Source organism: candidate division WOR-1 bacterium RIFOXYB2_FULL_36_35 (assembly GCA_001771505.1).
In the GTDB taxonomy this organism is placed as follows: Bacteria; Margulisbacteria; WOR-1; order XYC2-FULL-46-14; family XYC2-FULL-37-10; genus XYB2-FULL-36-35.
On record MEUA01000013.1, the window covers coordinates 1 to 12,306 of the forward strand.

At 36.9% G+C, this 12,306-nt stretch carries 11 protein-coding genes, 1 tRNA gene and 1 pseudogene; 11 read left to right on the forward strand and 2 right to left on the reverse strand.

Annotated features, from left to right (window positions below; genetic code table 11):
- From A2290_07095 to A2290_07105, 3 genes and pseudogenes are all read left to right on the forward strand, one after another.
- Window positions 1–385, forward strand: a pseudogene (locus tag A2290_07095) (hypothetical protein).
- Between the two features lie 383 nt (window positions 386–768).
- On the forward strand, window positions 769–1,590 hold the full coding sequence (locus A2290_07100; GenBank protein ID OGC16138.1) for a hypothetical protein: 822 nt from the start codon (window positions 769–771) through the stop codon (window positions 1,588–1,590).
- A 115-nt stretch (window positions 1,591–1,705) separates the two neighbouring features.
- A complete protein-coding gene (locus A2290_07105; GenBank protein ID OGC16139.1) occupies window positions 1,706–2,650 on the forward strand; it encodes a ribose-phosphate pyrophosphokinase in 945 nt (314 codons plus the stop codon).
- A 20-nt stretch (window positions 2,651–2,670) separates the two neighbouring features.
- On the opposite strand, the gene A2290_07110 is transcribed toward A2290_07105, so the two are convergent.
- Window positions 2,671–3,465 carry a hypothetical protein gene (locus A2290_07110; protein OGC16140.1) on the reverse strand — a complete coding sequence of 265 codons (795 nt, stop codon included), beginning with the start codon at window positions 3,463–3,465 and terminating at the stop codon, window positions 2,671–2,673.
- A gap of 384 nt (window positions 3,466–3,849) precedes the next feature.
- Here A2290_07110 and A2290_07115 point away from each other — a divergent pair, with 384 nt between their 5' ends.
- The 5 genes from A2290_07115 (at window position 3,850) to A2290_07135 (ending at window position 7,219) form a co-directional block, all read left to right on the forward strand.
- Complete coding sequence (locus A2290_07115; GenBank protein OGC16141.1) at window positions 3,850–4,644, forward strand: TIGR00159 family protein; 795 nt, start codon at window positions 3,850–3,852, stop codon at window positions 4,642–4,644.
- A complete protein-coding gene (locus A2290_07120; protein OGC16142.1) occupies window positions 4,623–5,393 on the forward strand; it encodes a 3-methyl-2-oxobutanoate hydroxymethyltransferase in 771 nt (256 codons plus the stop codon). Before A2290_07115 ends, A2290_07120 begins: the two co-directional genes overlap by 22 nt.
- Before the next feature lie 67 nt (window positions 5,394–5,460).
- A tRNA-Arg gene (locus tag A2290_07125) sits at window positions 5,461–5,534 on the forward strand.
- Between the two features lie 82 nt (window positions 5,535–5,616).
- Window positions 5,617–6,150, forward strand: a complete 534-nt coding sequence (locus A2290_07130; protein ID OGC16143.1) for a hypothetical protein — start codon at window positions 5,617–5,619, stop codon at window positions 6,148–6,150.
- Window positions 6,151–6,154: 4 nt separating this feature from the next.
- Entirely contained in the window at window positions 6,155–7,219 is a 1,065-nt protein-coding gene (locus tag A2290_07135) for a 3-dehydroquinate synthase (protein ID OGC16144.1), read from the forward strand.
- Between the two features lie 9 nt (window positions 7,220–7,228).
- Here A2290_07135 and A2290_07140 read toward each other — a convergent pair whose 3' ends face one another.
- Complete coding sequence (locus tag A2290_07140; GenBank protein ID OGC16145.1) at window positions 7,229–7,942, reverse strand: hypothetical protein; 714 nt, start codon at window positions 7,940–7,942, stop codon at window positions 7,229–7,231.
- Between the two features lie 188 nt (window positions 7,943–8,130).
- On the opposite strand from A2290_07140, the gene A2290_07145 reads away from it, so the two are divergent.
- The 3 genes from A2290_07145 to A2290_07155 are packed head-to-tail and all read left to right on the forward strand — an operon-like array spanning window position 8,131 to window position 12,179.
- Entirely contained in the window at window positions 8,131–9,300 is a 1,170-nt protein-coding gene (locus A2290_07145) for a tyrosine--tRNA ligase (GenBank protein OGC16146.1), read from the forward strand.
- Window positions 9,291–9,767, forward strand: a complete 477-nt coding sequence (locus tag A2290_07150; protein OGC16147.1) for a 2-C-methyl-D-erythritol 2,4-cyclodiphosphate synthase — start codon at window positions 9,291–9,293, stop codon at window positions 9,765–9,767. The genes A2290_07145 and A2290_07150 overlap by 10 nt, the downstream gene beginning before the upstream one ends.
- 9 nt (window positions 9,768–9,776) lie before the next feature.
- A complete protein-coding gene (locus A2290_07155) occupies window positions 9,777–12,179 on the forward strand; it encodes a leucine--tRNA ligase (protein OGC16148.1) in 2,403 nt (800 codons plus the stop codon).
- Window positions 12,180–12,306 lie beyond the last annotated feature (127 nt).

Genomic DNA, 12,306 nt, shown 5'->3' on the forward strand with positions numbered 1-12,306 from the left:
AGATCAGGATTTTCAAGACTCTTTGGATATTATAAAAAAAGCTGAATTTGATTCTGTAAATACCCTTGTATATTCAATTCGTCCTGACACAAAAGCTGCGGCTATGGATAATCAGGTTGATGATAAAGTTAAAAAAGAACGTTTACAAAAAATTATGCGAGTGGTATCGGATATGGCTTTTGAAAAAAATCAAAAACTTGTAAATAAAACTGTGGACGTTTTGGTGGAAGGGGAAGCCAAAGACGGCCGACTTTCCGGCAGAACAAGAGGGAGCAAAGTTGTTTATTTTGAAGGGGGAAAGGATTTGCTGTTCCAAATAGTTCCCGTAGAAATTAAATCCGCAAAATCGTGGGTTCTTGAGGGGACTATTGTTTCCGCTGTTTAGAGTGACTATTTTTTAGTTTTTTTCTCTTATATCATTTTATGGGCGCTTACTGGCCTTTTTCCACAGTAATAAATACCTCCTCTATCATTCTTAACCCCGATTATCATAATGGGCTTGTTGCATAATAGGGGATTTTGCAATTTGTCATACCCGCGAAAGCGGGGATCCATCTTGTTTTCTGAGAAATAGATTCCCGTTTTCACGGGAATGACCATTATGCAACAAGCCCAATAAATACCCCTGCTATCATTCTTCACCCCGATTATCCTAATCGGGGTTAATTTGGCCTTACAGCAAAATAGCTTGAAATTTCAGGATACTTATAACGATCTATTAATATAATTAGATTATCAATATGAATAATATATTAGGAGGAGATATTTATGACAGTGACTACAAGTGTAAAAGGTAAAGTGAGAAATATTGCTGCGTGGGCACAAACTGGTTTAAGTACGCTTTCAGGTAAAACAAAGGCAGCATTAGCTGAAATTCCTGGAGATATACGAAGGGCTGATCCTAAATTTGCGATCCGTTTGGGCGAAGCATTGCAACCTGAAGCTGATAGCATAGGAAAGGGGTTGACGTTGAGTTCCGGCGTATTGAATGCTGCGGCTAAGCTTACAAGCTTAGAAGTAAGTGTTTCTCTTCCACCTGCTATGATTAAAGTAAGAACTGTTGAGAAGACGGGAGCTATTAGCTCAGGTGATGTGAGCTTCACTATTAAATATTCGACCTTAACACAAGGAAGGTTAAGAATTGTTAAAGGATTGTATGCTCTTGCTGATAACATAGATAAGATTTCTGAGCACATAAACTGGATTCCAAATACTCTTCGATTTGGGACAAAGTGTTTTCATTATAGATTTGATTTTGGTTCTGAGTTTTATTCTACGGGTTGGAAGGCCACACAAAAAGAGATGAGAGAAAAAGACTTTATAAAACTCTTGGGAAAAAAGGGGATTACCGATAACATGATACGTAAATGGATTGCCGATCTTTTAATTGAAAACGATGAAAAGATAATAAGGGTTCGTTTTTTAGAAAATATGGAAGGAGCGAGGGCTAATAAAATAGGAAACCGAGATGTATATGATTTGATCATTCCTTTAAAAGATTTTTTGGAGCATTTTTCTTTAACGAATGATGCGGAGATTAATGCTAACGGAGAATTCAGTCTTAAAAGAGAATTCAATCTTAAAAGATAACTTGTCGTAATAGTAACCGAGATTCCTTTTATGAGGCATAATTTTACTTGTAAACTAAACGCCTACAATGTTAGAATACCTTCGTAAAATATTTTCAGAATAAAGGAGTCTTTAAATGGTAAATTCTGAACTTTGTGTTTTTTATGGAACTTCCCATCCTGAACTCGGAGAGAAAATTGTAAAATATCTGGGGATTGAACCGGGGAGAATAAAAATATCAAGATTTTCCGGTGGAGAAATTTACGCTAGAATCTTAACTAATATTAGAGGCCATTCTGCAGTTATTATTCAAACCTGTACTGAAAAGGTTAATGAAGATTTGATGGAGCTCTTTATTATTATAGATGCGATGAAGAGAGCTTCTGCTGAATCAATTACTGTTGTTCTTCCTCATTTTGGTTATGCAAGACAGGATAGAAAGGCGGCTTCACGTGAGCCTGTTTCCGCAAGATTGGTTGCAAATTTATTGGAGACTGCGGGCGCTGACCGTATAATAACTATGGATTTACATTCTGATCAGATACAAGGTTTTTTCAATATTCCTGTGGACACGTTGACAGCTCTTCCTCTGTTTTCAAGTTATATCAGTGAGAAAAATTTAAAAAATATGGTTGTTGTAGCTCCTGATACTGGCCGTGCGAAAGTCGCCAAAAAATTGGCTGATAGAATTGGCGCAGAACTTGCCATTCTGCACAAAGTTCGAGCTGATCATCATAAATCTGATGTTACTCATGTTGTCGGGGATGTTGATGGGAAGACTGTAATTATTACAGATGATATGATAGATACTGCGGGGACGATTACGGCAGGAGTTAACGCTCTTAGGCAGGCAGGTTGTAATAATGATATTTATGTTGTTTCCACTCATGGGATTTTATCAGGCGATGCAGTTCTCAAAATGAGCAATGCCGATTTTAAGGAGGCTGTTTTTACCGATTCTGTTCCTATCCCAAAAGAGAAACAGTTTAAAGGGTTTAAACTGATCTCTTCCGCGGAACTTTTGGCGGAAGCGATAAAGAGAAATTATGAAAACAGATCTATCAGCAGCTTGTTTGATTGATTGATTGATTGATTGATCTATTATTGGGGCCTACTAACTAATAGGTCACTTAAAAAGTTGATATCCCCTATGCCGATTGGTTTGTACATAAAAAAATCACAGGTTGAATCAATTCTTCTATAAGAGTCCATACTGTTGTCAGCTGTTACAATAATAATTGGGGTTTTATCTCCTTCACGTCTTAGCGATTCAAAAAAGCTTAATGTTTTATCACTGTCACTTTCCAAATCAGCAACAATTAGAGCCTTCCCTCTGGCTCTTTTAAGTGCTTGTTTTATATGATCAGGGTTAAAAAGCTTTAAAAAAAACGGATATTTTATTACTGGCAGATCGCTTAATCTTAAGTATTTTTCAACCTTAGGAGAAGGCTCTCCTGAAGTTATAAGATTTGCAAGTATTGCAAGCGAGCTTATTTCTTCATCAGTCTTAATAATAATTATGGAATCTACCGTCATTTTTGATAATTCTTCTACCCTGCTTGAACCAAAAGAGGTGATAGAAACATTGAATAAGCCTGTGTTTAGTATAATAGGGCTATTCACGGGAAATTCTTTTCTATTGGCTAATTCGTCAGGCAAATTTCCCCTTGAGGTTATCAACCATATTAAAATAGTTTCAATATTTCCATTCTGAATAATTTGAGGAATACGAGATTTTATAATAGGGATGCCGATTTTTTTTATTTCATCCGCAATTTCATCTGAAAAAGGCTCTTTTCCCTCTCGCACTCTTTTTATTTTGTCTAGCAGAGCTTGAGAGATATCACAGTCAACAGTGTTACCTAAATCAAATGAAACTATTTTTTTATTAAACATTTTTTATCCCCCTTAATAAAATGAAGAATTAAAGATGATTTAAAAACATAATAAGCTCAACATAATATTAATCATTCTTACCTAAAGTATTCTTCATTTGCCTTAAACACTAAATTCCTATATAGCATGTTATTGATAGATTGTTTTTTAAATTTCAGGATATTTTTGTAGTTTAATCCGACTCCGATAAGGGCTTATGAACCCCGATTATTCATATCAGAATCAATAACTAACAAATTGTCAAACATTTACTCGAGGTATGAACCCCGATTATCCTAATCGGGGTGAATAATCGGGGTGAATATTACCTTTTGAGGTGTGGTGGTAAATACCCGCCCTGTGATATAATGCTCGGTAAAGATTAGTAAAAAAGAGGAGGCAGTGATGCATCTTAGGTGGATTTTGGATCTTATTGATGTTCTTATTGTCACTGTGTTTTTATATTATATCCTTTTATGGCTTAGGGGGACAAGAGCTGCCAATCTTATCAGAGGAATAATAATTTTGTTGTTTGCTTTTGCCACTGCCAGAATTTTAGGGTTAAATACAATTAATTGGTTTTTTGAAAAATTTGCTGCCGCAATTTTGGTTGTTTTAATAATTGTTTTCCAGCCTGAGCTTAGGCGTGCCCTTGAACAATTGGGGCGCGGAAGATTTGTAACAAGGCTTGGTTTTACTCCCCAGCCCTCTTCTTGGTTTATAAGGACGCTTGTTCGCGCAATAGAGCAGCTTTCCGAAGAGAAGACAGGAGGGCTAATTGTTCTTGAACGCAGTACGGGATTAAATGAATACATAGAATCTGGAACAAAAATAGAAGGTCTTTTATCCCAGCAGTTGCTTACCACAATATTTAATAATAAATCGGCTCTTCATGACGGCGCGGTGATTATTCATGGAGATAGAATTTTGGCGGCAGGATCTCTTTTACCTTTATCCGAATCAAGATTGCTCGATAAAAGGTTGGGAACAAGGCATAGGGCTGCTGTTGGTCTATCTGAAATTACAGATGCGATAGTTATCGTTATTTCTGAAATGAACGGTACCATCTCAATAGCAGAGAACGGCTATTTAACAAGGTTTTTAACTCGCGAAATGCTGGAGGAAAAGCTTTTTTCTCTTTATCGTGAGCAGTATTCAAAGGTTGATTTTACTTTACCATGGCGAAAAAAGAAAAAATAACTTCTAGGTCACTTATATCTTCTAAACAGTCTAAAAAAAAGATAGCGATGCTGACAGCTTATGATTCTCTTATGGCTTCTGTTTTGGATGAGTCGGGGATTGATGTTATCCTAGTAGGCGATTCTTTGGGAGATGTTATGTTAGGGTACAGGAACACCCTTCCTGTGACAATGACAGAGATGATAATTCATGTTCAGGCTGTTTCCAGGGTAGTTACGCATGCCCTCGTTGTTGCAGATATGCCCTTTGGTTCTTTCCAGCATGATAGTGACCTGGCTGTAAAAAACGCGATAGATTTGGTTAAAGCGGGAGGAGAAGCTGTAAAGGTTGAAGGGGTGGGGTATGTTGAGACAATTAAACAAATTATAAAAGCGGGCATTCCTGTAATGGGGCATTTAGGGTTTACTCCCCAATCTGTTAATTTATTAGGTTACAAAATTCATGGTAGGGACAAAAAGGGGGGAAATAAACTATTGAAAGAGGCAAAAACACTTGAAAAAGCGGGGTGTTTTGCTATAGTTTTGGAACTTGTTGACCCTGAAACGGCTAAGAAGATATCAAAAGCATTGAAGATTCCTGTAATTGGGATCGGTTCGGGTGATAGCTGTGACGGACAGGTTTTAGTGACATATGATATGCTGGGAATGTATCCGAATCCCCCGGGATTTGTTAAAAAATATGCGAATCTTAGAGAAGTTATTAAATTGGCTGTAAAAAAGTATATTGGTGAGATAAAATGTAAATTGTAGTTTGTCTCTTGCGATTGTAATTTGTATTTTGCAAATTACAAACTACAAAAAACTAATTACTAATCCTGCCCCCGTAGCTCAGATGGATAGAGCATCGGTTTCCTAAACCGGTGGCCGCACGTTCGAATCGTGTCGGGGGCATATTGGCTTATGGCTTATAGCTTATGGCTTATAGCTTATGGCTTATAGCTAGCAAGCAGCTTATACTGAAGGAGGGGAACTTATGAGTAATATTGTTCTTATAGGTTTTATGGGGACTGGTAAATCTGATGTTGGGAAAAAAGTCGCGGAACAGTTAGGATTTTCTTATCTTGATACTGATGAAGTTATAGAGAAAACCGAAAAGAAGAAAATTAACGATATTTTTAAAGAAAACGGAGAGAGGTATTTTCGTGATTTGGAGACGGAAGTCATAAGAACTCTTCAAGATTATGACCGTTTTGTAATTGCTACAGGCGGCGGAATGGTTTTACGTCCTGAAAATGTTCAAATGCTTAAGCAAATTGGGCCTCTTATACTCCTTTATACCAAACCGGAAGTCATTTTTGAAAGGGTCAAATTTGTCAAGAATAGACCTTTAATTGAAGAGGGGGATAAGCAGGAGAGGATAAGAGAGATTTTAAAAAAGCGCGAGCCTCTTTATGAAAAAGTTGCGGATTATAAAATTGATACATCCAATCTTACTATTGATAAAGTAGTGAAGAAAGTTATAGAATATTTTAAAGAGTTAAACAATATTGCCTTGGAAAATAAATAGTATTATGAAAAAAATAAAAGTTGATTTAAATGATAGAAGCTATGATATTATTTCTGGTTCAGGGATTATTAAAGAAATAAAACAATACGTTGAAAATCTTAAATTTTCTAAAATAGTTATTATCACAGATACAAATGTCGCCAAACTTTATGGTTTAAGATTGCTCAAATTATTAAAACCTTACAAAGCTTTTATCGTAAATATTCCGCCGGGGGAGGATTTCAAAAAGCTTTATACTGTTTCTGCTGTTTATGATCAGATGGCAACATTAAAACTTCACAGAGATACCCTTTTGATTGCTTTTGGTGGGGGAGTAGTCGGGGATTTGGCGGGATTTGCGGCTGCAACTTATATGAGGGGGATTTATTTTATTCAGATCCCGACAACTTTATTGGCGCAGGTTGATGCTTCAATTGGCGGTAAAACAGGTGTCGATCATGCCTCTTGTAAAAATTTGATAGGAGCTTTTTATCAGCCTAAATTTGTTTTAATAGACACAGATTTTTTAAAGACTCTTCCTATGAGAGAGATAAAGACGGGCTTAGCTGAAGTTGTGAAATATGGAATTATAAAAGATCCGGAGTTGTTTGAACTTTTAGAGGCAAATCCCAAAACTACACCTGATTTTTGGATAGAGATTGTAAGGCGTTGTGCTGCTATAAAAGCGGAAGTTGTTTCAAAAGATGAGAAAGAATCTCATTTGAGAATGATTTTGAACTTTGGACATACGTTTGGGCATGCGATTGAGTCTTTGACCAATTATTCGACGTATACCCATGGTGAAGCAATTGCCATAGGAATGTTTGCTGCTTCAAATCTTGCTTTTAAATTAGAAATGCTGAAAGAAAAAGATTTGATCAGAATTGTCTCTTTAATTTCCAGGCTTGGTTTGCCGACAAAATGTGATTTAAAGGCTTCTGATATTATTAAAACTTTATATATGGATAAAAAGGCAAAGTCTGGGAAAGCACGTTTTGTTTTGCCGGTAAAGATCGGAAAAGTTGTTGTGGTTGATAATGTGTCTGACAAGAAATTAAAAGAGGCTTTTTCCTCACTCCCAGTTTGTTAGTTTCTGGTTTTATCGAGAATAATCGGGGTTTAACTCATTGTAGTTTTTGATATAACTGTAATTAACCCCTTCATAGTTTGCCATAAAGGTTGTTAATTGCTGTTGAGATAATGATGTTCCTATTACAACAATATTTTTTACTCCAGCGCTAATAAGAGCTGTAATCCCTGAAAGACTATCTTCGAATCCTAAACAAATGTTAGCCTGAACTCGCATTTTTTCCATAGATAGAAAATATCCTTCGGGGGCTGGTTTTGGTATTTTAACATTTTCTTTTGATATGATTGACCCAAAACTGGCTTGATCAATTCCTAATATTTTTAAAACCATATTTACTTCTATTCTTGGGGAAGAAGTAATAAGCCCTTTTTGGCAACTTAAAGATTGGAAAAAAGTTCTAAATCCTGGAATTTCAACATCTTTAAGTGGCGCCTGTTGAAGGAAGCTTCTATATGCTTCAGATTTTATTTTGTAGATTTCATTAGGAGATTTTCTTCTTTGTGTTTGTTGTAGTAGTTGTTGTGATAATTGCTCTGCAGTTACCATCCCTGATATTCCGGGGATTCTTTCTTTTGAAATACTATCGGAAGAGATTCCCAGATGATGACAAACTTTAACCCATGCTTGTATATGTAATGGCTCTGTACAAATGATTGTTCCATCCATATCAAAAAGAATTGATTTATTTCTGCCATGAAAAAAGGCTGCCGGTACAACTCTCATATGTTTATAACTCCTTTTCCCTTAGATTTTTTTATCAACGAATTCATCGCAGAATTTCAACTATAAACCCCGATTATTCACCCCGATTAGGATAATCGGGGTTCATACCTCGAGTAAATGTTTCTTAATTTGTTAGTATCTGGTTTTATCGTGAATAATCGGGGTAAATATGATAAAATCAAAAACAAATGAAACCGATTCAAGAACAATTAAATATTATCAAACGCGGAATTGTTGAACTTATTCCCGAAAATGAGCTTGTAGAAAAACTTAAAAAAGGAAAACCTCTCAAAATTAAATTTGGAGCCGACCCTTCCGCGCCTGATATCCACCTGGGCCATACAGTTGTCCTAAATAAACTAAAACAACTTCAAGATCTAGGCCATGAAATAATTTTCTTGATAGGCGATTTTACCGCTATGATAGGGGATCCGACCGGTAAATCGGAAACAAGAAAGGCTCTTTCGAAAGAAGAGATAGAAAAGAATGCTAAAACCTATCAAGATCAGGTTTTTAAGATTCTTGACAAGTCAAAAACAGGGGTTGTCTACAATAGTAAATGGTTTAAAAAAATGACTTTTGAGGATTCCATAAAATTATCAAGTAAGTATACAGTTGCCAGAATGCTTGAGCGGAATGATTTTGAGAAGAGATTTAAAAATGAACAGTCGATCGCAGTCCATGAATTTAGTTATCCGTTGATGCAGGGGTATGATTCTGTTGTGCTGGACTCTGACCTTGAAGTTGGAGGGACAGATCAGAAATTTAACATGCTTGTGGGGCGTGAGCTCCAAAGAGAATATGGTAAACAGCCTCAAGTTGTTCTTACTATGCCTATTCTTGAAGGGTTAGACGGTATACAGAAAATGAGCAAATCCTTAGGGAATTACATCGGTGTTACAGAAGAGGCCGATAAGATGTTTGCAAAGATTATGTCGATTTCAGATGAGCTTATGGTTCGTTACTACGAGCTTTTAACCGATGTTGAGCTTGAAAAGATAAGAGTTATGCATCCTATGGAGGCAAAAAAGCAGCTTGGCAGGATAATTGTTGCCCGTTTTCATTCGGAAAAAGATGCACAAAAAGCGCAAGAGGCTTTTGAATCTCTTTTTTCAAGAAAAGAATTGCCAGGTGATATTCCATTAAAAACTTTCAAAGAGAGAAATCTCGAAATTATCAGGGTTTTAGTCGATACAGGCTTAGCTTCATCAAATGGGGAGGCAAAAAGGCTTATAAAACAAAACGGGGTTAAAATTGATGAGAAAGTCTTTTCAGAAGAAAAAGGGCTGTTGGATTTAACCTCTGAAAGAGTAATACAGGTTGGCAGACGAAAATTTGTGAGGGTGAAATGCGAATAGGTTTTGGATATGACGCTCATAAATTAGTAAAAGGCCGTAAGCTTATTCTTGGCGGAGTTGAGATCCCAAATGACAAGGGACTTCTTGGCCATTCTGATGCCGATGTTTTAATTCATGCAATAATTGACGCTTTGATTGGAGCTATTGGTGCGGGGAGCATTGGAGATTTTTTCCCCGATACAGACCCAAAATATAAAGATGTCTTTAGTCTTGAATTGTTATCACAAATAGTAAAAGAAATTGACAAAAAAGGTTTTGCGGTAAACAATGTTGACACTACGGTCGTTTGTCAGTCTCCAAAACTGAAAGATCATATAAGTAGTATGCGAGAGATCTTGGCTGGAGTTTTGGGGATAGATATTTCACATATTAATATTAAGGGAAAGACTGAGGAGGGGATGGGTTTTACCGGACGAGGCGAAGGGATTTCGGCATATGCGGTTGTGTTGATTCATAAAAAGGTATAATCATAGAATATGTCAGAATATAAACTCCAGGAGATTGAAATAAAATGGCAAAAGAAATGGGAAGAGAGTAATATTTTTGCTACGACTGAAGGAGAAAAGAAATTTTATAATCTTGTTATGTTTCCCTATCCTTCAGGGAATATCCACATGGGACACGTCCGCAATTATGCAATAGGAGATATTGTCGCCCGTTTTAAGAGGATGTCCGGATTTAATGTGTTAAATCCTATAGGTTGGGATGCGTTTGGGATGCCTGCTGAAAATGCTGCAATAAAACATAACTCTCATCCAGAATCATGGACAGATAAGTGCGTGGAGAGGATGAGAATTCAGCTTAAAAGGCTTGGCCTTTCCTATGATTGGGATCGAGAGGTTAATACAAGTAAATCTGATTATTATAAATTTACCCAGTGGATGTTTCTTTTAATGTATGAGAGAGGGTTGGCCCATAGAAAAGAATCTTCGGTAAACTGGTGCCCAAAATGTGAAACAGTTCTTGCAAATGAACAGGTAAAAGATGGTTCCTGCTGGCGTTGTGATTCTCTTGTTGAGGAGAGAAAACTTACGCAATGGTTTTTTAAAATTACAGAATATGCGGACAGGCTTTTAAATGATCTTGAAAAACTTGGTGGTTGGCCTGAATCTGTTAAACTGATGCAAAAAAATTGGATAGGAAAGTCGGAAGGATTGGAAATTCAATTTCCAACATCTAAACAGAAGCTAAAAGTTTTTACGACTCGCCCTGATACTATTTTTGGTGTGACCTATATGGTATTGGCTCCCGAGCATCCCCTGACGGAAGAACTTTCGAAAGGGACAGAGCAGGAAGAAGCGGTAAAAAAATACCAAGAAAAAGTAAGGCATGAATCGGTTCACGACAGAACTGTAAAAAAAGCAAAAGATGGAGTTTTTACCGGAGGATATGCGATTAATCCCGCAAACGGCGAGAAGATACCTGTTTGGACATCTGATTACGTCCTGATGGAATACGGGACAGGCGCTGTTATGGCGGTTCCCGCCCATGATGGGAGAGATTTTGAGTTTGCTAAACAGAATAATTTGCCAATGAAGATTGTGATTTGTTCTAATTATCCGGATCCAACGTGTCCTATTCTTACAGAAGCTTTTGAAGGTGAAGGCTATATGGTTGATTCCGCTCAGTTTAACGGCCAAAAAAGTTCTGAAGCGCTCGATAATATAGGTGATTGGCTTGAAGGAGAGGGGGTTGCCAGGTGGATTGTAAACTACAAACTCCGTGATTGGCTGATTTCCCGCCAGCGTTATTGGGGTGCTCCGATACCGATTGTTTACTGTGATAAATGTGGCATTGTCCCTGTTAAAAAAGAGGATCTTCCTGTTAAGCTTCCAACTGATGTCAAGTTTACGGGGGAGGGGGGCTCGCCGCTAAAAACCTCTCAAGAATTTTTAAATACGAAATGTCCGATTTGCGGCGGTGATGCAATTCGTGAAACAGATACTCTTGATACTTTTAATTGTTCATCCTGGTATTATTTCAGATATTGTGATCCTAAAAATAGCCATGAGCCATTTAGCCATAAGCTGGCAGCTAACTGGATGCCTGTTGATCAATACATAGGTGGAATAGAACATGCGATTTTACATCTGTTATATTCCAGATTTTTTACAAAAGTCTTGTTTGATGCAGGATATTCTAATGTTGATGAACCTTTTTCTAATCTTTTGACGCAGGGGATGGTTATAAAAGACGGAGCGAAGATGAGTAAAAGCCGGGGGAATGTTGTTGATCCGGATGATATTGTAAATAAATATGGGGCAGATACAGCTCGTTTATTTATATTGTTTGCGTCACCTCCTACAAGGGAGCTTGAATGGTCGGATACCGCGGTTGAAGGGGCTTTTAGGTTTTTAAATAGAGTGTATCGTTTAATAGAAAGCAGAAATCAAAAAACAGATAGCAACAATGAGAAAACTAAAAAGAAAACGCATCAAATGATTAAAGCGGTAACGGAGGATATTGAAAGCTTTTCGTTTAATACGGCGATTGCAAAGCTCATGGAATTGACAAATGCCTTTTATGACACAAAAGATGATATTGGCAAGTGGGAGCTAGAACAATTAGTCTTAATGCTCTCTCCTTTTGCCCCTCATTTAGCGGAAGAACTTTGGGTAATGTTGGGAAACGATGGATTTGTTTGTAGTCAAGTGTGGCCGGTTTTTGATTCAAAAATAATTATTGAAGATGAAATGACAATTCCTGTTCAAGTTAATGGGAGGCTTCGTGATACTATTATAGTATCTGTTAATGATTCTAAAGAAAACATTGAGAAGTTAGCTTTAAAAAGTGAAAAAGCGCAAAATTTCCTTTCAGGAAAACAAGTTGTAAAAGTCATTTATGTCCCAAAGAAATTAATTAATTTTGTTGTAAAATAATTGTTTTCAATTATCAGTATCTCCCCATGCTTTTACGATTGTCTCCTGACTTTCTCTTTTATGTATCACAGACAACAGCCCTCACCCAACATTCAGACAAAAGAAAACTTTTTCTATTATATTTTGC

Bases quoted from the DNA above. Each gene is read 5' to 3' on its own strand.
- A2290_07115 (OGC16141.1), top strand. From the start codon at position 3,850: ATGCATCTTAGGTGGATTTTGGATCTTATTGATGTTCTTATTGTCACT.
- A2290_07120 (OGC16142.1), top strand. From the start codon at position 4,623: ATGGCGAAAAAAGAAAAAATAACTTCTAGGTCACTTATATCTTCTAAA.
- A2290_07100 (OGC16138.1), top strand. From the start codon at position 769: ATGACAGTGACTACAAGTGTAAAAGGTAAAGTGAGAAATATTGCTGCG.
- A2290_07130 (OGC16143.1), top strand. From the start codon at position 5,617: ATGAGTAATATTGTTCTTATAGGTTTTATGGGGACTGGTAAATCTGAT.
- A2290_07135 (OGC16144.1), top strand. From the start codon at position 6,155: ATGAAAAAAATAAAAGTTGATTTAAATGATAGAAGCTATGATATTATT.
- A2290_07155 (OGC16148.1), top strand. From the start codon at position 9,777: ATGTCAGAATATAAACTCCAGGAGATTGAAATAAAATGGCAAAAGAAA.
- A2290_07145 (OGC16146.1), top strand. From the start codon at position 8,131: ATGAAACCGATTCAAGAACAATTAAATATTATCAAACGCGGAATTGTT.
- A2290_07150 (OGC16147.1), top strand. From the start codon at position 9,291: ATGCGAATAGGTTTTGGATATGACGCTCATAAATTAGTAAAAGGCCGT.
- A2290_07105 (OGC16139.1), top strand. From the start codon at position 1,706: ATGGTAAATTCTGAACTTTGTGTTTTTTATGGAACTTCCCATCCTGAA.
- A2290_07110 (OGC16140.1), bottom strand. From the start codon at position 3,465: ATGTTTAATAAAAAAATAGTTTCATTTGATTTAGGTAACACTGTTGAC.
- A2290_07140 (OGC16145.1), bottom strand. From the start codon at position 7,942: ATGAGAGTTGTACCGGCAGCCTTTTTTCATGGCAGAAATAAATCAATT.